At 67.6% G+C, this 21,497-nt stretch carries 19 protein-coding genes and 2 tRNA genes; 13 read left to right on the plus strand and 8 right to left on the minus strand.

The genetic code is table 11. The annotated features are described in order from the left end of the window. The first annotated feature begins 247 nt into the window (after nucleotides 1–247). The 3 genes from BLQ75_RS10730 (at nucleotide 248) to BLQ75_RS10745 (ending at nucleotide 2,397) form a co-directional block, all read left to right on the plus strand. Nucleotides 248–898, plus strand: a complete 651-nt coding sequence (locus tag BLQ75_RS10730) for an HNH endonuclease (protein ID WP_425286447.1) — start codon at nucleotides 248–250, stop codon at nucleotides 896–898. Between the two features lie 757 nt (nucleotides 899–1,655). Beyond that, nucleotides 1,656–1,904 carry an aa3-type cytochrome oxidase subunit CtaJ gene (gene ctaJ / locus BLQ75_RS10740; RefSeq protein ID WP_092601238.1) on the plus strand — a complete coding sequence of 83 codons (249 nt, stop codon included), beginning with the start codon at nucleotides 1,656–1,658 and terminating at the stop codon, nucleotides 1,902–1,904. Beyond that, nucleotides 1,891–2,397 carry a DUF5130 family protein gene (locus BLQ75_RS10745; protein ID WP_092601240.1) on the plus strand — a complete coding sequence of 169 codons (507 nt, stop codon included), beginning with the start codon at nucleotides 1,891–1,893 and terminating at the stop codon, nucleotides 2,395–2,397. The genes ctaJ and BLQ75_RS10745 overlap by 14 nt, the downstream gene beginning before the upstream one ends. A gap of 130 nt (nucleotides 2,398–2,527) precedes the next feature. On the opposite strand, the gene BLQ75_RS10750 is transcribed toward BLQ75_RS10745, so the two are convergent. Further along, the gene (locus BLQ75_RS10750; RefSeq protein ID WP_092601242.1) at nucleotides 2,528–3,277 is read right to left on the minus strand and encodes a response regulator; all 750 of its coding nucleotides are present in this window, start codon (nucleotides 3,275–3,277) and stop codon (nucleotides 2,528–2,530) included. Between the two features lie 273 nt (nucleotides 3,278–3,550). Further along, the gene (pepN, locus tag BLQ75_RS10755) at nucleotides 3,551–6,124 is read right to left on the minus strand and encodes an aminopeptidase N (protein ID WP_092601244.1); all 2,574 of its coding nucleotides are present in this window, start codon (nucleotides 6,122–6,124) and stop codon (nucleotides 3,551–3,553) included. 363 nt (nucleotides 6,125–6,487) lie between these two features. Between pepN and BLQ75_RS10760 the strand changes: the two genes are divergently transcribed. After that, a complete protein-coding gene (locus tag BLQ75_RS10760) occupies nucleotides 6,488–7,111 on the plus strand; it encodes a mycothiol-dependent nitroreductase Rv2466c family protein (RefSeq protein WP_092601246.1) in 624 nt (207 codons plus the stop codon). Nucleotides 7,112–7,215: 104 nt separating this feature from the next. Here the strand turns inward: BLQ75_RS10760 and BLQ75_RS10765 are convergent, their stop codons facing one another. Continuing rightward, nucleotides 7,216–7,965, minus strand: coding sequence for a 2-phosphosulfolactate phosphatase (locus tag BLQ75_RS10765; protein WP_092601555.1), 750 nt, complete (start codon nucleotides 7,963–7,965; stop codon nucleotides 7,216–7,218). Nucleotides 7,966–8,021: 56 nt separating this feature from the next. Between BLQ75_RS10765 and BLQ75_RS10770 the strand changes: the two genes are divergently transcribed. Next, nucleotides 8,022–8,492, plus strand: coding sequence for a ribose-5-phosphate isomerase (locus tag BLQ75_RS10770; protein WP_092601248.1), 471 nt, complete (start codon nucleotides 8,022–8,024; stop codon nucleotides 8,490–8,492). 121 nt (nucleotides 8,493–8,613) lie between these two features. Further along, the gene (locus BLQ75_RS10775; protein ID WP_092601250.1) at nucleotides 8,614–9,420 is read left to right on the plus strand and encodes an Fpg/Nei family DNA glycosylase; all 807 of its coding nucleotides are present in this window, start codon (nucleotides 8,614–8,616) and stop codon (nucleotides 9,418–9,420) included. A gap of 192 nt (nucleotides 9,421–9,612) precedes the next feature. On the opposite strand, the gene BLQ75_RS10780 is transcribed toward BLQ75_RS10775, so the two are convergent. The 3 genes from BLQ75_RS10780 to BLQ75_RS10790 form a co-directional block, all read right to left on the minus strand. Then, on the minus strand, nucleotides 9,613–10,236 hold the full coding sequence (locus BLQ75_RS10780; protein WP_092601252.1) for a 2'-5' RNA ligase family protein: 624 nt from the start codon (nucleotides 10,234–10,236) through the stop codon (nucleotides 9,613–9,615). Nucleotides 10,237–10,348: 112 nt separating this feature from the next. Beyond that, nucleotides 10,349–11,803 (minus strand): MDR family MFS transporter, encoded by a 1,455-nt coding sequence (locus BLQ75_RS10785; protein ID WP_092601254.1) that lies wholly within the window; start codon nucleotides 11,801–11,803, stop codon nucleotides 10,349–10,351. A 299-nt stretch (nucleotides 11,804–12,102) separates the two neighbouring features. Beyond that, nucleotides 12,103–12,174 (minus strand) — tRNA-Gly (locus BLQ75_RS10790). Between the two features lie 145 nt (nucleotides 12,175–12,319). On the opposite strand from BLQ75_RS10790, the gene BLQ75_RS10795 reads away from it, so the two are divergent. Next, nucleotides 12,320–12,393, plus strand: a tRNA-Pro gene (locus BLQ75_RS10795). 78 nt (nucleotides 12,394–12,471) lie between these two features. Here BLQ75_RS10795 and BLQ75_RS10800 read toward each other — a convergent pair. Continuing rightward, nucleotides 12,472–13,404 carry a sucrase ferredoxin gene (locus tag BLQ75_RS10800; protein WP_092601256.1) on the minus strand — a complete coding sequence of 311 codons (933 nt, stop codon included), beginning with the start codon at nucleotides 13,402–13,404 and terminating at the stop codon, nucleotides 12,472–12,474. A 191-nt stretch (nucleotides 13,405–13,595) separates the two neighbouring features. Between BLQ75_RS10800 and tig the strand changes: the two genes are divergently transcribed. The 5 genes from tig (at nucleotide 13,596) to BLQ75_RS10825 (ending at nucleotide 19,497) form a co-directional block, all read left to right on the plus strand. After that, nucleotides 13,596–15,002: a trigger factor gene (gene tig, locus BLQ75_RS10805; RefSeq protein ID WP_092601258.1), complete on the plus strand. Its 1,407-nt coding sequence runs from the start codon at nucleotides 13,596–13,598 to the stop codon at nucleotides 15,000–15,002. A gap of 466 nt (nucleotides 15,003–15,468) precedes the next feature. Then, a complete protein-coding gene (locus BLQ75_RS10810; protein WP_084134289.1) occupies nucleotides 15,469–16,095 on the plus strand; it encodes an ATP-dependent Clp protease proteolytic subunit in 627 nt (208 codons plus the stop codon). 52 nt (nucleotides 16,096–16,147) lie between these two features. Continuing rightward, nucleotides 16,148–16,780 (plus strand): ATP-dependent Clp protease proteolytic subunit, encoded by a 633-nt coding sequence (locus BLQ75_RS10815; protein ID WP_092601260.1) that lies wholly within the window; start codon nucleotides 16,148–16,150, stop codon nucleotides 16,778–16,780. A 398-nt stretch (nucleotides 16,781–17,178) separates the two neighbouring features. Next, the gene (gene clpX, locus BLQ75_RS10820) at nucleotides 17,179–18,465 is read left to right on the plus strand and encodes an ATP-dependent Clp protease ATP-binding subunit ClpX (RefSeq protein WP_092601262.1); all 1,287 of its coding nucleotides are present in this window, start codon (nucleotides 17,179–17,181) and stop codon (nucleotides 18,463–18,465) included. A gap of 402 nt (nucleotides 18,466–18,867) precedes the next feature. Next, nucleotides 18,868–19,497, plus strand: coding sequence for an RBBP9/YdeN family alpha/beta hydrolase (locus BLQ75_RS10825; RefSeq protein WP_043577219.1), 630 nt, complete (start codon nucleotides 18,868–18,870; stop codon nucleotides 19,495–19,497). 12 nt (nucleotides 19,498–19,509) lie between these two features. On the opposite strand, the gene fdhD is transcribed toward BLQ75_RS10825, so the two are convergent. Next, a complete protein-coding gene (gene fdhD, locus BLQ75_RS10830) occupies nucleotides 19,510–20,352 on the minus strand; it encodes a formate dehydrogenase accessory sulfurtransferase FdhD (protein WP_092601264.1) in 843 nt (280 codons plus the stop codon). Between the two features lie 311 nt (nucleotides 20,353–20,663). Here fdhD and BLQ75_RS10835 point away from each other — a divergent pair, with 311 nt between their 5' ends. Then, on the plus strand, nucleotides 20,664–21,242 hold the full coding sequence (locus BLQ75_RS10835) for an AMIN-like domain-containing (lipo)protein (RefSeq protein WP_139182954.1): 579 nt from the start codon (nucleotides 20,664–20,666) through the stop codon (nucleotides 21,240–21,242). Nucleotides 21,243–21,497: the final 255 nt, after the last annotated feature.

The raw sequence follows: 21,497 nt of genomic DNA on the forward strand, positions 1-21,497 counted from the left end.
CTCGCACGATACGTGGCGACGAGTCGTTCGTTCGTTCACATGATGTTCATCGGCGTTGATCGGGGAATCGAGGAGAACCGAATGGCCGGTACTCCGGCGACTGCCGCCGTTAACCGGTTGTTGCCCTTATCGTGGTCTTGTCTTGGCCGATTTTTCGGTGTTCGATCACCGGTGCGGCGCGGATCACACGTGCGTTCCGGGCGGGTTCTGTGTTCGACTGTTGCACGTACACGGTGGAGGTGGTCGAGTGCCCGACCGAAAACCGATCCCGTGCGGCGCACCCAGGACGACGCCGCCCCGCGCCCCCGCGCGTCCGGCCGGACGCAAGCGGGGCCATCGCCAGTCGGCTTCCGCCGACCGGCCGGAGGGCGTGGGCGCTTGGCCGAAGCGACGGGTACTGCTGTTGAACACGACGTTCGAACCGTTGACAGCTTTGCCGGTGCGCAGGGCGATCGTGTTGATCGTCTGCGGCAAGGCCGAAGTGGTGCACGGTGATTCCGCCGGCTCGACGTTGCATTCGGCGACCCACAGCATCGAGATTCCCTCGGTCATCAGGTTGAGCAGGTTCGTTCACGTGCCGTACCGGGGGCGGGTTCCGCTTTCCCGCTCGGCGTTGATGCTGCGTGACAACCACCGCTGCGTTTACTGCGGGGTGCGCGCCGAGACCATCGATCACGTGGTTCCCCGGAGCAGAGGTGGTTCGCACAGCTGGGAGAACTGTGTGGCCTGCTGCACCAGGTGCAATCACAGGAAGGCCGATCGGACGCTTCGGGAGTTGGGGTGGCGCCTTCCCGAGACGCCCAGGGCGCCGCGCGGCAGACACTGGCGACTGCTGGCGGGCGCCACCGACCCGGACCCGTTGTGGTTGCCTTATCTCGGTGAAGTCTCATCACACTGAGTGGTGATTCTCGTTCATCGCCGGTGGGGTGCGCGCGCACTGGCGCCGGAAGCTTCGTAGCGCGGTTCTCGCGGTAGCGGAGGGACGTCGCTCCGTTCCTCGTCCCTCGCCGGGGTGTCGGCGCGGTGGGAGGCGAGGGCACGGCTGATGCGTACTCCGCGTGCCCGCCCGCTGATGCGCACCCCGCTCCGCGAGCTGATCCGCACACCAGTGCACCCGCTGATCCGCACACCTTTCTCGCCGCTGATCCGGACGCCGGTGCGGAGCTGATCGTCGTCCGTGGCTTTTCCGTGGCCCCCTCCGTTTCGTTCAGTTCGGTTCGAGTACGCAGCGTGTTTATTCGGGGCAAATGCGTCACTCGAAAAGATCAAATTCGTGTTGATGTTCCCGGTTTCGGTGGTCATCATTGTTGCCTCACGTGCTCGGAGCCGCTCTTCGCATGGATGCGATCAAATACGCAAGATCCATACAGGTGAAATTTAGAATCGGAAACTGTCCGGTACAAGCCGCCAACTCGCCCCCTCCGAGCGGCCGTCCGGTTCGGCTCCGAATGGCGGTTCCGAATGCGTCGAAAGCAGCACCGCTGGTGATTCGGATCACGGTGCGGTGTTCGTTTTCGGTGCGAATTTCGTGTCCGAGCGAACACGCTACGGGAAAAAGCGGGCGGTGTGCTGGGAGGAAGACGCGTTTTCCGGGAGGTCGTGCTGTGGGTACAGGTAGTGGACCGTCGCCGGGGCGAATCGGATACCGTGCTGGTGTGACTGTCGTGCAGACCGTACTCGTCTTGGCCGTGATACCGGCTGCTGTCTACGGCCTCGTCATGTTGATGGTGCTGTGGCCGAGGCTGTTCCGCGCTCGCTACCAACCGAACGGGGAGTGGAACTTCCCGCCGGTGTTGTGGGTCGCCAACCCGGTGGGAGTGAGTCCCAGCAGTCCGTCGACCGAACACGCGGGCTCCGAGTCGGAGACCGGCACCGCGAGGGGAGGCGCTCGTGGCAACTGGTGAGATGGCTCGAACAGCGGCGGACGTGAACCCGGCCGAACTCGAAGCCGGCCACGCGTTGACGGCCGGAGGGCGGCTGTCGATCGCGCGGCGCATCGAACCGGAGCGCCCCAAGCTGCCCTTCTCGCCCGGCCAGTTGGCCCGGCTGGACGAGGCGCTGACCCTGTCCACCCGCACGACCGGGTTGGAGTTCGCGATCTATCTCGGCGACCTCGGGGAGCGAACCCGTGAACGTGCCGAGCAGATCCACGCCGGACTGGGAGAGCGGGCCCCGCGCGGTGTGCTCATCGCCGTGTCGCCCGCCCAGCGCTGCCTGGAGGTCGTCACGGGCGAGCAGGCGCACCGGCGGATACCGGATCGTACGTGCAACCTGGCTGTCATGGGCATGGTCGCCTCCTTCAAGGAAGGTGACCTGATCGAGGGGCTCATCAACGCGTTGCGCATGCTCTCCGAGGAGGCGGGAACGGACTTCGAGGCGGCCGCCGAGCACCACTGACGGAGCTTTCTCGCCGCCCCGGACGTGGGGTTCGCTTCGGGCGGGCCTCACGCCCGGCGGCGGTGTCCGCGACACTCCCACGAGCTCGCCCCTCGAGGACCCCACCGGAGCCAGGGCTCCCGACCTCCCCTCACAGCAGCCCGAAGTTCTGGAAGTGCCGGAACATCTCGTAAGCGGAGGAAGTCGTGGCCACGGCCCCGAGCTGCCGAGCCTGGTTGGCGTGCTGCAATTGGCCGTGCTGCGTCCCGAAGATGATCACCGGGATCTCCACACCGAGATCACGCAACTCGCGCAACAGCGCCAGACCGGCGTCCGTCGTCCAACGTCCGTCCTCCTTGCGGGCCATGTCCGAGACCACCAGGCGATACGGTCGCTTGGAAACCTCGGCCACCGCGTCCCAGGTCGTGGCGGTTATCGTCACTCGCACCCCGTTGTTCCGGAGCTGCTCCACGAGCAGTGCGTGGCTCTGAGCCCGGTCGGTCACCCACAGCACCGCGAACGGTTCCGGCCCCACCGGTGCCTGCACCGGCGGGAGTGCCTCGGAATCGGGGTCCCCTTCCAGCTCACGGCCCGACGGTGGTTCGAACGTGTCCGGGGTTTCCACCTCCCGTTCGGGAACGTCCGTGGGGGTGGAACCCGCCTCGCGCTCGTCGAGCCGCTGATTCAGCACGCTCAGCTGACGCTGCAGATCCTGGATCATCTCGTTCTGCTGGTCGTTGAGCTCGTGGAAGGTGAGGCGCTGGCCGCCCACCTCGAACTCCAGCTCCCGCTTCTCCGCGGTGCGCAGCACCCGGCCGATCGCCTGTCGGAACAGCAGCAGCACCAGCAGGGTGATCAACGGCCACAGCAGTGTGGCGATGGCGGTAATCAGCTCGGGCATCGGCCGCTCCACGACTCGCTGGACGGTGCGCGATCACAAGACTACGCGCGGTGTCCGACAGGGTGAGGGGCAATGCTCCGCGAGTCACTCGCACGGGCGGGATCTCCCCGGCTCGGGGTATGTGCACGAGCACCGGTCACTCGAACCGTCGAGATCCCGCCGGAGGATGGGGCCGACGGATGTGCTGTTCACCCGGTAACGACTCCCGCCGGGAGGGAACAGGAGGGTGGAGCCCGCCGGGCGGGCCCCACCCGCAGGGAATCGGAACCGCTGTCAGGAGCGGTCGAACTCGCGGGCGGCCAGGGCGCGCACCACCCCGGCTCGTCCCTCGGAGACCAGTCTGCGCAGCGCCGGAGGGTGTTCCTCCTCCAGCCACGAATCGGCAGTCCGGACTGTTTCCCGGTCCACCGACCATGAGGGGAACAGCCCGATCACCGTCGGTTGGGACCGCTCACTGGAGCGCCGCTGCCACACCCCGTCGATCTCGTCGAAATAACGCCGGACATAAGGGGTGAGCAGTTGGTGCTGCGCTGGATGCTGGAAGCCGGAGATGATCGCCTCGTTGATGGCGTTCGGCAGTTCGTCGTCGTGCACCGCCCGCTGCCAGGCCCGTTCCTTGGCCTCGGCGGTGGGAATCAGCGCCCGAGCACGCTCCGCTCGCCGCCTACCGGTGGCGGTGGAGTCGGCGGCCAGCTCGGCGTCGATCTCGCTTTCCTCGGCCGCGCCGTGGGCGATCAGGGCCTGCAGTAGCTGCCAGCGCAGATCGGTGTCGACCACCAGCCCTTCCAGTACCTCCGAACCGTCGAGCCAGCCGCGCAGCAGCGCGAGCTTGTCCGCGTCGAGCTTCGCGGCCGTCAGCGCGGTGACGAAGACGAGTTGGTGATCCGAACCCGGCCGGGCGGCGCGCGCCAGTTCCACCAGCCGGTCGGTGTAGCGCTGCCACCCTTGCGGCTGCCAGTCCGGATCGGCATAGGATCCCAGCGCCGTGCGTGCCTGCAGCAGTACCCGCTGCACCACGCCGATCTCGGGTTCGCCCCCGATGCCACCGTCGCTGTCCTGGCCGAGCACGAGGCTCACGAAGTCGCGCGCCCGCATCTCCGCGTCCCTGGTCATCTCCCAGGCGGTGGACCAGCACAGCGCGCGCGGCAGCGACTGGTCGATGTCGGCCATCCGCTCCACCAGGGTGGCCAGTGACTCGGAGTCCAGCCGCATCGCGCAGTAGCTCAGGTCGTCGTCGTTGACGAGTACGAGCTTGCCGCGCCGCACCCCTACCAGCTCGGGGGCCTCGGTGCGCTCACCGGAGATGTCGAGCTCCGTCCGGTGGATCCGGACGAGTTTGCCCGTCCCGGGGTCGTCGTCGTAGATCCCCACCGCTATGCGGTGCGTGCGGTACTCACCCTCGCCGGGACTGGCCGGTCCCTGCACCACGGTGAACCCGGTGAACCGCCCCTGCTCGTCGGTCTCGAACTCCGGACGCACCGTGTTCAGCCCGGTGGTCTCCAACCACTGTGCGCTCCACCAGGACAGATCTCGCCCGGAGGCCTCCTCCAGCGCCGTGAGCAGATCGGAGAGCCGTGCGTTGCCCCAGGCGTGCCTGTCGAAGTAGATCTTGAGTCCGCTCAGGAAGTTCTCCAGGCCGACGTAGGAGACCAACTGCTTGAGCACCGAGGCGCCCTTGGCGTAGGTGATCCCGTCGAAGTTGACCTCGACGGCTTGCAGGTCCTCGATGTCCGCCGCCACCGGGTGAGTGGAGGGCAGCTGGTCCTGCCGGTACGCCCAGGACTTCTCCACGTTGGCGAAGGTGGTCCAGGCGTGCGTGTACTCGGTGGCCGAGGCCTGCGCGAGCACGCTCGCCCAGGTCGCGAAGGACTCGTTGAGCCAGAGGTCGTCCCACCAGCGCATGGTGACCAGGTCGCCGAACCACATGTGCGCCATCTCGTGCAGCACCGTCTCGGCGCGACGCTCGTAGAAGTAACTGGTCACCCTGGACCGGAACACGTAGTCCTCGAGGAACGTCACGCACCCGGCGTTCTCCATGGCGCCCGCGTTGAACTCGGGTACGAAGCACTGGTCGTACTTGGCGAAGGGGTACGCGACGTCGAACGCCCGTTGGTAGAACTCGAATCCCTGCTTGGTCTCGGTGAACAGGCGTTCGGGATCCAGGTACTCGGCCAGTGAGGCCCGGCAGTAGAGCCCCAGCGGGATGTCGCCCTCCGGGCCGCTGTAGACGTCACGCCACTCCGCGTAGGGTCCGGCGACCAGTGCCACCAGGTAGGTGGAGATGGGGGGAGTCGCCTCGAAGGTGTGCGTGTCGAGGGTTTCGCTGGAGGCGGTGACCTCACCGGGCGAGTTCGAGACGACCCGCCAGCTCTTCGGGGCGGTCACCGTCAACTGGAAGCTCGCTTTGAGGTCGGGCTGGTCGAAGCAGGCGAACATGCGCTTGGCGTCGGCCGTTTCGAACTGGCTGTAGAGGTAGACCCCGCCGTCCACCGGGTCGACGAAGCGGTGCAGTCCCTCACCGGTGTTGGTGTAGGCGCAGTCGGCGCGGACCACCAGTTCGTTCTGCTCGGCCAGGTCGGGGAGCGCGAGCCCTTTCTCCTCGTCGTAGTCGGACAGGTCCAGCTCGACGCCGTTGAGTGTGGCGTGGTGCACCCGCGTGGCCATCAGGTCGATCCACGTGGAGGTGCCCGGAGCGGCGCCGAACCGTACTGTGGTCTTCGAGCCGAAGACCTCCACGTCCTCCCCGTTCGCGCCGTCGGAGAGGTCGAGCTCGACCGCGTAGGAGTGAACGCGCAGCAGTTCGGCGCGCTGCTCTGCCTGCTGGCGGGTCAGGTTCGGCGGAGCCACGGATCACCTCGTTGATCGTCGTCGGGTAGGGACCGGGTCGTGCCCGTGCGGCGCCCGGAATCAATCATGCCGGAATGAAATCACGCTGCGGTACTGCTCCGCGCGTGGGCACGTACGTCCCCCGCCGGTGGATGGGGACGTTGCGCCCCAGGGGTACGGCGTCGGGAGCTGTGTTCGGAACCGCCGGTCGCGGTGTCCCGAGCCGCGCGCAGCTGACCGATCGGGTGAGTGAATCCCTCCGCCGGAGGGCGTCCGGTTCACGCTCCCGGACCGGGAAATCGACGGCTGCCGGGAACACAGCGCCCTCCTCGGGTGGTTGACCCATCGGAACCGTGACCACACGTGACGACGGAAGGCGTGTTGATGAGCACCGACAGCCAGCAGAGGAAGCCGGAAGTCTACTTCTACTTCGACCCCATCTGCCCCTTCGCCTGGGTCTCGTCCCGTTGGATGCTCGAGGTCGAGCAGGTTCGCGACATCGACCTGCGGTTTCGCGTCATGAGCCTGGCCGTGCTCAACTCCGGGCGCGAACTCGGCGAGCAGTACGACGAGATGATGCAGCGGGCCTGGAAGCCGGTGCGTGTCGCGATAGCGGCGGCCGAGCAGCACGGCGACGAGGTGCTGTCACCGCTCTACACCGCGATGGGGACCCGGTTCCACGACAACGGGGACAAGGACTTCGATCGGGTGATCGCGGAGTCCCTGGAGGAGGTCGGGCTGCCCGATTCGCTCGCCAAGGCGGCGAACAGCGACGAGTACGACGAGCGGCTGCGTGCCAGTCACCACGCGGGTATGGACCCGGTGGGGGACGAGGTGGGGACGCCGACCATCCACGTCGACGGTGTGGCGTTCTTCGGCCCGATCACGACCCGCATCCCGCGTGGGGAGCAGGCGGGCGAGTTGTTCGACGCCGCGCGCACGCTGGCGGGTTATCCGTACTTCTTCGAGCTCAAGCGGACCCGTACGGAGGCCCCTCGCTTCGACTGATCGCGGTTTCCGTGACGCGAACGTCCCGACGTTCGCGTCCCTACGCGTGACCTCGCTCGTGAGTTCCTGCCGGGCACCCGTTCCGATCCGGTCGGCCGGAACGGTCAGCGATGGCTGAACACTCCCGCGTGCAGCCGGGGGGCCGTCGAACTGGCGTTCCACGCGAGCGCCAGCTCGACATCCCTCTGGTACCCCTGGTCGGTGAGTTCGCGGCCGGATACGCACTCCCGTACCTCGCGCGCGAAGTCGTCGGACGCCTCGTAGGCGCGCGCGGCCATCCCCGCCTCGACCGAACGAGCGGAAACCGGCACGGGCAGCGCCGAGATTATCGCTCCGGCCCCGATCAGGTCCTCCGCCGCGAGGCGTAGCGACCCGTCGGCGCGACGCTCACCAGCCGCGATCACGCCGACCGGGCCGTTGTGGGCCGCCGAACCCGCTGCCGCCGCGACCGCGGCGGCATTGCGCAGGCAGCCGGTGAACACCACCGCGCCCAATCCGGCCGCCTCCGAGCACAGCGTCGCCCCGTTGGGGGAGGGAAGACCGATGAGCGTGCCGGTGGGCGCGTTCGCCAACGAAGCCGGACTCAACGAATACCCTCCGCTGCCCCGGTCACCCGCGAGCACCGCACCGGCCGCCGACGCGGCATCACCGGCCCGGTCGTCCCGGTAGGGGAGCGGAAGCACGTGGGCGCCCGCGGCCGTCGTCACGTCCACTGCCGTGGCGAAGGAGAGCACGTCCACCACCACCAGCACGGCGCACTGCTCCCCGAGAGAGCGAAGGCCCTCCAGCCCCCATTCGAACCTCACCGCGTGATCGGATTGCGCGGCCGGTGACATCACTTGTTCGTGTGGCATGTCCATCCCTTGACCGGGTGAGCAATGTACGCGAAGCGATTTGGCAGACTACACGTGTGCGCGTCTATCTTGGTTCCGATCACGCCGGTCTCGAAGTGAAAACACATCTGGTCGAACGCCTCGGCCGTCTCGGTTACGAGGTGGTCGACGTGGGCCCCGCCGTCTACGACGCCGAGGACGACTACCCCCCGTTCTGCGTGGAGGCCGCCCGCCGTGTGGTGGCCGACGCGGGCAGTCTGGGCCTGGTTCTCGGGGGTTCCGGCAACGGGGAGCAGATCGCGGCCAACAAGGTTCCCGGGGCGCGGGCGGCTCTGGTCTGGAACCAGGACACTGCGAAGCTCTCCCGGCAGCACAACAACGCTCTGCTCGCGGGGATCGGCGCCCGGATGCACAGCCTCGACGAGATCGACGGAATCGTCGACACCTTCCTGACCACCGAGTTCGAGGGAGGCAGGCACCAGCGCCGGATCGACATGCTGGCCGACTACGAGCGGACCGGAGAGCCCCCGGCACTGCCCGAGCGGTGACCGCGTCGCCCGCCCCGGTTCCAGCGACCGCCGATCGTGGGGGTGGGTGCTCGGTGTCGGCGGTCGAACGGGAAGCGTTCGTGCCGCCGGGGCCGGTCCGGTGGTTGTGAGGGGAGGTTCGGTGCCGGAAGGACACATCGTGCATCGGCTCGCCGAGCTGCATCGGCGTCGTTTCGCGGGTGAGCCGGTCCGGGTGGGGAGCCCGCAAGGACGGTTCACCGCCGCCGTGGAACTCGACGGCGCCGTGTTTCGTGACGCCCAGGCCCACGGCAAGCACCTGTGGCACCGCTACGGCACCGACCGCGTGGTGCACGTCCACCTGGGGCTGTACGGCAAGTTCACCGAAGCGCCCGTGCCGCTCGGGCAACCACGTGGCAAGGTCCGCATGCGCCTGGTGGGACCCACGCACGGGACCGACCTGCGTGGTCCCGCCGCCTGTGAGCTGCTGACCGAGGAGGAGCTGGCGCGGCTGCGCGCCCGGTTGGGCCCCGACCCGCTGCGCTCCGACGCCGATCCGGAGGCCGCGTGGCAGCGGGTGACTCGCTCGCGCTCCGCCGTCGCGGCGCTGTTGATGGACCAGTCCGTGCTTTCCGGCGTCGGCAACGCCTACCGGGCGGAAGTGCTGTTCCGGTGGGGAGTTCCGCCCCGCCTACCGGGGCACTCGTTACCCCGGCGGCACTGGGACGCGATCTGGGACGATCTGGTCGCACTGATGTCGGAGGGGGTCCGTACCGGACGCATCGACACCGTGCGCGAGGAGCACTCCCCCGAGGTGACCGGACGGGAGCCCAGAAACGACCGCCACGGCGGTGAGGTCTACGTCTACCGGCGTGCCGGTGCCGCGTGCCTGGTTTGTTCCACACCGGTCGCCACCGCCGAGCTGCTCGGCCGCAAGCTCTACTGGTGCCCCCGGTGCCAGCGGGAGTGAGCCGTCCGACACTCGACTCGTTCGCCGCGTCGGTTCCCGAGCCCCACCTCCGGGGGCGTCGGATCGGCGTCCCCCGACAGGCACGGGCCGAGCGGCCCCAGCGGTGCCCTTACTGAGGGAGAAGCCCCCTTCCACGGGTTCCGGCCGACCCGCCGACGCGGCCGTGCGGTTCGGACCGCACGGCCGCACCCGTCAGCCCGAGAGCTCGACCTCGCCCAGGACCTCCCACTCGTCGCAGGCGTGATCCCGGTTCAGTCGTACCAGCGAGATGCTCGGCATCCGCACCGTCGCCGGTTCCGCGCTGGTCGCCTCCAGTGTCGCCTTCGCGAAGACGGCGGGGCCGTCGGCTGTGGAGAAGGCCAGGCTCACGTGCTGGTCGATCTCCTCGGGGTCGCCGGGCAGTTCCGCTCCCACCACCGCTCCGGCGGCTTCGCGCAGTCGTGCCCGCAGGTCCGTCAGCGTGGCCTGCGGTTCGGCGGGCAGTGCCAGTGCTTCGGGTAGCACCAGTCCCCCGTGGAACGTCAACGACAGCGGTGCGAAGGAGGACAGGTGCCGTCGGGCGGCCTCCAGCAGTGCTTCCACCCGTCCCTGCGGAGCCTCGTCGTGGAATCCGTTCTCCTGCAGCAGGATGTGCATCCACTCCAGCGGGACGGGGTCGAAACCGGGCAGGTCACGTAGCGAATACTGGTACTGGTTGGCCAGCCTGCGCAGCTCCGGCTGATCACCGAGCGGTAGCAACCAGGCCAGGCTGCTACGGCCGGAGGACCATCCCTGGCGCCAGCGTGCGTGTTTGCGGACCTGGTCTGCGTGTGGCATGTGGGTCACTCCAGGACGGCGCACCGTCCGCGACGGTGCGGGGCGGCTCTGACGGCGTTCGGTTCTCTGGGGGCAAGTCTGCCTCCCTGGGTGCGGACGGGTAGGGGCCGTGTCAGTTGATCGAGGAGCTCTCCCGCTGCGCCTCCGCTCGCCGGTCGAGCGTGGCCACCGCGTCCGAGTCGCGGACCCGGAACGTCAGCAGCAGCCCGAGCACCCCGAAGACCACCGGTACCAGGAAGGCGCCGTGGAACCCGCTCATCCGGGCCTGTGCCATCGCTTCGGGGCTCGCGGCCTCCAGTCCGCTCGTGGCCGCCTGGGTGAACATGACCAGCGCGCTGGCGACCACGGCCGTGGCCAGCGCCGTGGCCACCTGGCGACTCACGTTGAACAGCGAGGTCGCCTGCCCCATGGAAGCCCCGCTCATCTGGGCGAACGCCGCCGTCTGCAGGGGAGTCATCAGCATACCCATCGACGCGCCGAGCAGCACCAGTGATCCCACCAGGGCCCAGAGCGAGATCGACAGGCTCAGCAACTGCAGCGTGCCCGCGCTGACGAGCAGCATCGCGAATCCTCCCGCTATCAGTCGACGCGGCCCGACCCGGCCGTAGATCCGGCTGATCACCTGGGTGACCAGCAGCATGGAAAGCGCCTGGGGCATCAGGATCGCTCCCGCCTGTAACGCGGAGGTGCCGCGCAGGTTCTGTAAGTACAGCGGGATGAGGAACAGCACCCCGAACATCGCACCCGTCTGACACAGCAGCAGTACGTTACCGGCTCCGAAGATCCGGTTGCCGAGCAGCCGCAGGTCCAGCATCGGCTCGGCCGCGCGGAGCTCCCGCCAGACGAGCCCGCCGATCAGCACCGCGGCCAGCAGCAGGCAGCCCCACACGGGGAGAGCGGACCAACCGTCCTGGGCGGCACGGTCGAGGCCGAGCAGCAGCACGGCCAACCCACCTCCGGCGAGCACGAATCCGGGGAGGTCGAAACGCCCGGGACGTTGCCCCCGTTCCTCGACGAGGAACAGGATCGAGCAGAGCAGGGCCAGGGCCCCCACCGGTACGTTGATGAAGAAGATCCACCGCCAGTTGGCCACCTCGATCAAGGTCCCACCGAGCAACGGGCCCAGCGCCGGTGCGGCGGTGATCGGTATGGCCAGGATCGCGGAGGCCTTGGCGCGTTCCTGCGCGGGGAACGCCCGGAACAGCATCGCCTGGCCGACCGGGACCAGCATGCCCCCGCCGATCCCCTGCAGGAATCTCGCCGCTATCAGCGTCTTGATCCCCGGAGCCGCACCGCAGATCACGGAGGCTCCGGTGAACATCAGTACGGCGAACTGGAAGGTTCGTTTGCTGCCGAATCGGTCGGAGAACCAGCCCGAGGAGGGTATGAACACGGCCAGGCTGATCATGTACGCCGTCAGGACCCACTGCAGCGTGCCTGCGCCCACGCCGAACTGCTTTCCCAGCGTCGCCAGCGCGACGTTCAGGATGGTCATGTCCAGGATCTGCATGACCAGTGCCAGCACGAAGGTTATCCCGACGAGCCACTTGTATTCGAGCCGTCGCAACGGCGCATCGCCTCCGTAAGGTCTCGAGTGAACCGCGAAGCGTCCCCGGCGGCAACGGTCTCGGCCGGGGCGCGGGGACGAACGTTCAGGATGCGGGTGCCGCGCGAGGAGGGCCAACCGGTTTCGTCGATCCGCTGCTCGCGGCACGCTCGTGCGGTGAGTCGGCGCCCCGTGGAGCTCGCGGGCCGTACGAGGAGCCGCAGGCCGTGCCAGAAGGCGAGCGGGGGCGGGGCTGTCTGCGTCGGACACGAAAATCGGTGGTCACCCGCGATACGGATGACCACCGACTCGGCCGACAGAGCGGGTGACGGGAATCGAACCCGCATAACCAGCTTGGAAGGCTGGGGCTCTAACCATTGAGCTACACCCGCAGTGCGCCACCTATGCTACAACAGTCGATCCCGATGGATGATCCCCGGGGTCCCACCGATCTCGGTGACCGTGCGTGCCGTATTCTAGCCAACAGCGATAGAGTGCATGCGAAGACCCCTGCGGCGGAATCTCTCTCGGGGGTCACGGGGTGTGGCGCAGCTTGGTAGCGCACTCGCTTTGGGTGCGAGGGGCCGTGGGTTCAAATCCCGCCACCCCGACGTCTCGGCCGGGTGTCCCGTGGGGCGCCCGGCCCGTTTCGTTCCGGGCGTGCCGGGGCAGAAGTCGGCAGGGACTCGTCACTCGGGGTCCGGCGCCCGTCGGATCCGTTCCACCGTCCAGGTGTTCGCCTCGACGGCGGCCTTGCCGCAGCTGTTCGGGCGGGGTGGCGGGGATGTGCTCCCGCGTACCAGGATGTTCCAGCGTCGACCGTCGCGGTGCCGCAGCACCACCTCTCCGTCCGTCTCCGAGACGACGTTCAGCGCCTCCCCGGCGTGCTCGCCGAGGTTCTCGCGCAGTACCAGCTCGGCGGCCTGCGCGGGCTGCGAGAAGGCTGAGCGCCCCCGGCAGTGCGCCGTGGTCATCTTGCCCGCCGTCGCGGCGGACAGCACCGCGTCCACCCCGTGCGGCGTGAGGCGGCCGTAGTTGTACCCGGAGGGGAGCGTCACGGCCGTCGGCGCGAACCTGTGTCCGCCGGTGTGTGTGGTTTCCCACAGTTTTCCTTCGTGGCGCCGGCCGACTTCTCGGAGCAGGGAGATGCCGCGCAGCGCGCAGCACTGGTCGCGTCGCCCGTTCGTGCACACCAGCAGCACCGGCTCGGTGGCGGGGAGTCCCCACCCGCCGTGTTCGCCTCGGGCGAATGCTTCGAAGTCGAGGTCGAGCAGTCGTGCCGGATCGGTCAGTTCCGCGCGGCGCAGCCAGCTCGCTCCCGGCCGGGTGTGGGCGAGGTAGACCGTGCGCGGGACGTCCGCGCCGGTGTCGGGGTGTCTGCCCGGTCTGCGGATGAGTTGGACGCGTACCCCGCTGGTCGCGGCGCGTTCGGCCAGCCGGGCTCCGATGCCGGGATCCAGGTGGCTCTCCAGCAGTGCGTCCCTTCCCCAGGGGCCCGGCTGCTCCAGGCACAACCAGCTCGCGGCTACGGCCGCCGTGCCCGCCATCGATTCCGAAAGGGTCTCGGACCAGGCGGTGCACGTGTCCGGTACCGCACCGGCTCCCTCCTGTGGATCCTGCACGTTTCCACTGAAGCACGAGGGTGTCGGAATTCGCCCGCTCGGGCGGGTCGGTACCCGGAACGGCCTTCCGTGAACTCAGGCCATAGAATCGGAGGTCAGCCCGGCACGGAAGGCGTTTCCCGTGGTGACAGCCGTGGGAAGTCGCTGGGAGGTCCGGGAGTCTTTCAAGCACGTTCGCACGAGGAGACCACGTGAAGAGCACCGTCGAGCACCTGAGCCCGACGCGCGTACGGCTCAACGTCGAGGTGCCGTTCGACGAGCTCAAGCCGAACTTCGACCGCGCGTACAAGGAACTGGCCAAGCAGGTCCGGATCCCCGGCTTCCGTCCCGGCAAGGTTCCGGCCAAGGTGCTGGAGAGCCGGATCGGCCGTGGACCCGTGCTCGACGAGGTCGTCAACGAGGCCGTTCCCTCCAAGTACACGGAGGCCGTCACCAGCAACGAGGTCCAGACCCTGGGGCGTCCGGAGATCGAGGTCACCAACATCGCCGACGGCGAGCAGATCGAGTTCTCCGCCGAGGTCGACGTACGGCCGGAACTGACCGTTCCCGCCTACGACGACATCCAGGTCAGCGTGGACGACCAGGAGGTCACCGAGCAGGACGTCCAGGAACAGCTGGACGAGCTGCGCGCCCGTTTCGGGACGCTGACCGGAGTGGATCGGCCCGCGGCCAACGGTGACTACGTCAGCATCGACCTCTCCGCCACCGTCGACGGTGAGCAGGTCGAGGACGCTCAGACCAGCGGCCTGTCCTACGAGATCGGTTCGGGTGAGCTCGTCGAGGGCATCGACGAGGCGTTGATCGGCGCGAGCGAGGGCGAGACCAAGCGTTTCACCACCACCCTGGTGGCGGGTGAGTACGCCAACCGCGAGGCGGAGGTCGAGGTCACGCTGAACTCGGTCAAGGAGCGCCAGCTCCCGGAGGCCGACGACGAGTTCGCCCAGATGGCCAGCGAGTTCGACACCATCGACGAGCTGACCGCCGATCTGCGTGAGCGCCTCGGCCGGGTCAAGCGGATGCAGCAGGGCATGCAGGCCAGGGACAAGGTCCTGGAGGCACTGCTGGAGAAGGTCGAGGTCCCGCTGCCGGAGAGCGTCGTCCAGTCCGAGGTCGAGATCCGCGAGCACGACGCGGTTCACCCCTACGACCACGACGAGGAGCGTTTCGCCGAGTCGCTGCGTGAGCAGGGCAAGACCCGCGAGGACTTCGACGCCGAGACGCGCCAGGAGGCCGAGCAGGCGGTCAAGACCCAGTTGGTGTTGGACACCATCGCCGACCGCGAGGAGCTCTCGGTCTCGGACAACGAGCTCACCGAGCGCATCATCTACCAGGCGCAGCAGTCCGGCATCAGCCCGGACCAGTACGTCCAGCAGATCCAGCAGTCCGGACAGCTGGGGCGTATCTACTCCGACATCCGGCGCAGCAAGGCGCTGTTCTCCGTTGTCCGGCAGGCTTCCGTCACCGACTCGGCGGGAGAGCCGTTGGACATGGACAAGCTGCTGGGTACCCAGGACGAGGGCCAGGAGCAGGAGGAGCAGCCGGAGCAGGTCGAGGGCTCGGTGGCCGACGAGGAGCAGGAGCGTTCCTCCGCGCAGTGAACGACGCGTGGCGGGGCGCCGGTCGGCTCCGTTGACGGTTCCGCCCCGGTCGGGGATTCACAACTCAACAGGTCGTTTCGGAGTGCTGCTCCGGCTCGGCCCGGGCGGTCGGGTCTTTCCGGCGCGCGGGAAGGCGGGGAACGTTGGGGCGCCACTTGACGTGCCCGATGCCACGCGGCGAGGTGGTGGATCGCGTGCCGCCCCGAGCGGGTGAGCACGTCACTCCGCGATGAGTTCTGAGTTCGCCTCGCCGGTACCCGACCCACTTGGCGAACCGTTCCGGGCGGAGACTTAACAAGCTCTCAGCGAACGTGGGCGGCACCGGGAAGCTGGTGCCGCCCACGTTCGTTAGGGTCGGTTGTAACGGATCACCCGGACTCCGGCATCCCGGTAACGGGCAATACTTCAGGCGGGCCCGGTTCGACGACGTGCTTACCGGGTCCATTGTGGAAGAAGGCAGGGAGACGTGACCCAGCAACAGACTGTTCCGGCGTTCGACGCGCAGTCACCGCAGATGCGGACCGGTAGCAACGGGCTTTCACTCAACGACTCGGTCTACGAGCGGCTGCTGCGGGAACGCATCATCGTCCTCGGGTCCCAGGTGGAGGACACCATCGCCAACCAGATCTGCTCGCAGATGCTGCTGTTGGCGGCGGAGGACCCGGAACGCGACATCGCCCTCTACATCAACTCGCCGGGTGGCTCGGTCCCCTCCGGGATGGCCATCTACGACACGATGCAGCTCATCAAGCCCGACGTGGCCACGGTGGCGATGGGCTTCGCGGCCTCGATGGGGCAGTTCCTGCTCTCGGCGGGCGCCAAGGGCAAGCGTTTCGCTCTTCCGCACGCCCGGGTGCTGATGCATCAGCCCTCGGCGGGACTGGGCGGAACGGCCTCGGACATCGCGATCCAGGCCGATGTGTTCTCCCGGCAGAAGCGGGAGATGGCCGAGCTGATCGCGGAGCAGACCGGTCAGACGGTCGAGAAGATCACCGAAGATTCCGACCGGGACCGCTGGTTCACCGCGGACGAGGCGCTCGAGTACGGCTTCGTGGACCACATCGCCAACCGTGCAAACCTGCCGAGCAGCTGATCCTACGAACCACCGAGCCCTGCCGGCATCACAGTCACGAGGAGTCACCCCAGTGAGCTCATTCCAGCTCCCCCAGTCCCGGTACATGGTGCCGTCCTTCGTGGAACGCACCACGTACGGCGTCAAGGAGTCGAACCCGTACCAGAAGCTGTTCGAGGAACGGATCGTGTTCCTCGGGGTGCAGGTCGACGACGTATCGGCCAACGACATCATGGCTCAGCTGCTGTACCTGGAGTCCGATGATCCGGACCGCGAGATCCAGCTCTACATCAACTCGCCGGGCGGATCGTTCACCGCGCTGATGGCCATCTACGACACGATGCAGTACGTGCGGCCCGACATCCGCACCGCCTGCCTCGGACAGGCCGCCTCGGCCGCGGCCGTGCTGCTCGCCGCCGGTACTCCCGGCAAGCGGATGGCGCTGCCGAACTCCCGTGCGCTGATCCACCAGCCCGCCACCGAGGGCATCTACGGGCAGGTCTCCGACCTGGAGATCCAGTCCAACGAGGTGCAGCGCATGCGCAACCAGATGGAGGCGACGCTGTCCAAGCACACCGGGCGCGATCAGGAGCAGATCCACAAGGACGTCGAGCGCGATCTGATCCTGACCGCCGAGCAGGCCAAGGACTACGGCTTGATCGACGAGGTCATGCCGTACCGCAAGCTCTCGCAGAAGAAGTCCTGAGGAACCGGCGGATCCTGTTCTTCGGGGCGGTGGTGAGGCGCCGGACGGCCCGGGGCTTCCGGTGGCCGGGTGACGCGTCGCGGTGCGGGGCACGTGGAGTGGCCGTAGGGCCGCTCGCTCTTCCCGCGGCGGGCCCCCGATCCGGTCCGGGCTCCGGCCGAGCCGCCGACACGCCGAGCTGGTCGATGTTTTCGACGTACTCGGCAGCGGCCAGGCAAGGTGCCGATCAGGCGGTACTTCGCTCCAGGGACGGGACGGACCGGAACCCGGTGAACGGATTCGGCTCCGTGCTCGTCCCCGTTGGGGCGGAACGGCGGGTACCGTCGAATGCAGAACCGACGGCGAAAACGGCTTAGGCACGCACTCGGCTGCGTGTCGGAGGGGACGAGGTCAGCGGCATGGCACGTATCGGTGACGGCGGCGACCTGCTGAAGTGCTCCTTCTGCGGGAAGAGCCAGAAGCAGGTGAAAAAACTCATCGCCGGCCCCGGCGTGTACATCTGTGACGAGTGCATCGACCTCTGCAACGAGATCATCGAGGAGGAGCTCGCCGAGTCCGGCGAGGTGAAGCTCGACGAGCTTCCCAAACCGGGTGAGATACACGACTTCCTCGACCAGTACGTGATCGGGCAGTCCAGCGCCAAGCGCAATCTCTCGGTGGCCGTTTACAACCACTACAAGCGCATCCAGGCCGGTGAGCAGCAGGGAGGCCGCGAAGGCAGGGACGAGAAGGTCGAGCTGGCCAAGTCCAACATCCTCATGCTCGGCCCCACGGGGTGCGGCAAGACCTACCTGGCGCAGACGTTGGCCAAGATGCTCAACGTGCCCTTCGCCATCGCCGACGCCACCGCGCTGACCGAGGCCGGTTACGTGGGCGAGGACGTCGAGAACATCCTGCTCAAGCTGATCCAGGCCGCCGACTACGATGTCAAGCAGGCCGAGAAGGGCATCGTCTACATCGACGAGGTCGACAAGATCGCCCGCAAGAGCGAGAACCCCTCGATCACCAGGGATGTCTCCGGTGAGGGCGTGCAGCAGGCGCTGCTGAAGATCCTGGAGGGCACCACGGCCAGCGTTCCGCCGCAGGGTGGGCGCAAGCACCCGCACCAGGAGTTCATCCAGATCGACACCACGAACGTGCTGTTCATCGTCGCGGGTGCCTTCGGCGGTCTGGAGGACATCGTCGAGGACCGGATCGGCAAGCACAGCGTGGGCTTCGGAGCTGATCTGCGCTCCAAGGCCGAGATCGACTCGGCGGACCACTTCGCCGAGGTGCTGCCGGAGGACCTGATCAAGTACGGGCTCATTCCCGAGTTCATCGGCAGGCTCCCCACCGTCGCCAGCGTGACGAACCTGGACAAGGACGCGCTGGTCAAGATCCTGACCGAACCGCGCAACGCGCTCATCAAGCAGTACACCCGCCTGTTCGACCTGGACGGTGTGGAACTGGAGTTCACCCAGGCCGCGCTGGAGTCCATCGCGGACCTGGCGATCGTGCGCGGCACCGGAGCCCGTGGACTGCGGGCGATCCTGGAGGAGGTGCTGCTGCCGGTGATGTACGACATTCCCAGCCGTTCCGACGTCGCCAAGGTGGTCATCACCGAGAAGACGGTCGACGAGAACGTCAATCCCACGATCGTCGCCAGGCAGGGCAGTCGTCACGAGCGCAGGGAGAAGTCCGCCTGAGTTCGCTCGCCCGGGTACTGTGTCGATTTCCCACGAAATCCGTCACAGCCCGAGCCACCGTGGTCTGTCGGCGCGGCGGTTTCCCGAGAAGTCGACGCGCCTTCGGCTCTCCGAGGCCGAATCCCCACCGCTTACGCGATCGGTACCGCTGCGGGTTCTCTCGTGGTGCTCTCGCGAGGACGCCGGAGGCGTTGTTGACTACCCGAGGTCTCCGGACCCGCAGTGAGAGCCCGCGAGAGGTTCCGTCACTGAATCCGCCAGGCCACCGGAGCGTAGAGAGTCCCGGTTAACCGGATGGTGGCCTGCCCGCGTGTACTGCGGGCGTAGCATCCCCCGATGGGCAATCATGGGTGTCGTGACCATCGTGATTGCCGTTTCGGGGAGGGGAACACGGTGAGTGAGATGCACGTCTTGCTGGTGCACGGTTTCGGTGGTTCCGGACCGTGGCACTGGCAGCAGTGGCTCAGTGGTCGGCTGGACGAACTGGGCGTGACCTGCGAGATGCCTCGGCTGCCCAAGCAGGACCAGCCGGTGCTGCAGGAGTGGCTGGCGGTGCTCCGCGCGCGGTTGGAGGACGTTCCGGCGGAGTCCGAACTGGTCGTGGCCGCGCACTCCTGCGGGGCGGCGCTGTGGCTGCACCACGCCGCGACGATCCACGGTACCGCGCGTCGTGCCGATCGCGTGCTGTTGGTGGCCCCGCCGGGGCCGGACTGGCGTCATCCGGACGTGCAGGGCATCGTCCCCTACCCGGTTGATGCGCACGCCTTGCGCAGGGCGGCGGGCTCGACCCGGCTGGTGATCGGCTCCGGTGATCCCTACCTGTCCGTGCAGGACGGCCATTACCTGGCCGAGAACATGCGGGTGGCGTTGGACGTGATCCCGGACGGCGAGCACCTCAACACCGACGCGGGCTACGGTCCCTGGCCGGCGGTGCTGCGCTGGGTCTCGCACGGCACGACTCCGGTGGCGGACAGGTTCGAGACGCAGCCCCAGACGGGAGGGGCCGCGCCCAGCACGTTCCGGTTGGTGTGAGTCACTCGTCGCTCACGAGCCGGGTGTTTCGGTCACCACCAGTCTTTCCGCCCGGCTGTAGACGTTCATCGAGCAGCCGCGCAGGAACCCGATCAGGGTGATGCCCTGCTCCTCGGCCAGCTCGACGGCCAGTGACGAGGGGGCGGACACGGCCGCGATCAGTGGGACGCCCGCCATCGCGGCCTTCTGCACCAGCTCGAACGAGGCCCGCCCCGACAGCATCAGCACGCTGCTGCGCAGTGGTGTCCGACCGTCCAGCAGCGCCCAGCCGAGTACCTTGTCCACGGCGTTGTGCCTGCCCACGTCCTCCCGGGCCGCCAGCAGTTCGCCCGTCGCGTCGAACAGGCCCGAGCCGTGCAGTCCTCCCGTGGTGTCGAACACGCGCTGCGCGGCGCGCAGTTTCTCCGGCAGCCCGACCAGCGTCTCCGTACCGATCCGGGTCTCGTCCGACTCCGGGGGGTGTGCGCTGCGCAGCCGCACGGCGTCCAGGGCCGCTTTGCCGCAGACCCCGCAGGAGGAGGTCGTGTAGAAGTTGCGCTCCACCGAGTTGTCCGGACGGGGGACGTGGGCAGCGAGGTGGACGTCTAGCACGTTGTAGGTGTTGCGCCCGTCGGGGCCCGGACTGTCGCAGTAGCGCGCCGCCGCGACGTCGTCCCGTGCGGTGATGACGCTCTCGGTCAGTAGGAAGCCGTGGGTGAGCTCCACGTCGTGGCCGGGGGTACGCATGGTGACGGTCAGTGGTTTGCCGTCCAGCCGGATCTCCAGCGGCTCCTCGGCGGCCAGCGTGTCGGGGCGGGTGGTCTCGCCGTTCGGGCCGATGCGTCGCACCGGCCTGCGTACCGTGATCCGTCCCATCCGGGTGGGCCTCCCGTCTCTTCCGATCGGTGCCCCGTGCGTCGGGAGTGGTCAGGATACGCCTCCGGGCGGGTGCGCGATCCGTGCGCCGACACGATCGTGGGTTTACCGGTGGCGGCGCGGGTATCGGTCTCCGTGCGGGAGCTCTCCGCAGAGGAGCGAGCGGAGAAGCGGTCAACCGTGCACCCAGCCGCCGAGGACGGAGAAATTCGATAAAAAGAATTCGCTCCGATGCTCAACCAATGTCGGTTCCGCGCGTCTCACGGGGTGCAAGGAGCAAACAGCCGAGACATAAGAAAGGCTGATCGACTGTGCGACTCCGTTCCAAACGAGCTCTTCTTTCCGGTGCGGCCGCGGTATTGGTGTTACCGCTCGCCGGATGGGGAGCGGGAACCGCTCTTTCCCAGGATTCGGAGGACACCACTCCGGACGGCTCCGGAAAGCCGAGCCGGGGAGTGGATCCGGCTACCGGGAAGAATCCCGCCGAGCTGAAGAGCATCGAGCTCAAGGCCGGGGACGAGGACTCCGACCGCGTGGTGTTCCACTTCAGTGACCCGAAGCAGAACGATTCGCTTCCCCAGTACGAGGTGAAGCACCTGGACGGCTCCCCGAAGAAGCCGGGTTCGGGCAAGCAGGTGGAGATGGAGGGACAGAGCGTCCTCGGGGTGACCTTCACCCACGCCACCACCGACGGAAGTGTGCGCGAGGTCGTGGACAAGGACCTCCCCGTTGTCTCCGAGGTGCGCTACCTGGGTGGTTTCGAGCAGGTGCAGGAAGCCGCGATCGGGGTGAACGGTTGCCAAGGCGATTCGGCCGAGCCTTCCTATGACGTCAAGGTGCTCGACACCGACATCGTCGTGGACGTGAAGTCCTCCGACTGCTCCTCCTGAGCGTCGCGTTCGTGAAATCCCGCGAGTTTTCGGCGGGTAGATCCGTCATACGGTTGATTTTTCCGAGGGTCTCGGTGGCGGACTGATTCATCGGAGTTGAAACGCGTTTCCGTATGGCCGATTCGGGCGACTCCGATGTTTGTGACGGGTGCTTCTCGCTGCCTTGAGCTGGATGCGTCCGATCCCGCGAATCGCTTTCTGTCGGTTTCCGGAAATCAGTGGAACCATGATGTTTCCCGGGGGTCAGGTGCTGAT

Source organism: Actinopolyspora xinjiangensis (genome assembly GCF_900104475.1).
Lineage (GTDB): Bacteria > Actinomycetota > Actinomycetes > Mycobacteriales > Pseudonocardiaceae > Actinopolyspora > Actinopolyspora xinjiangensis.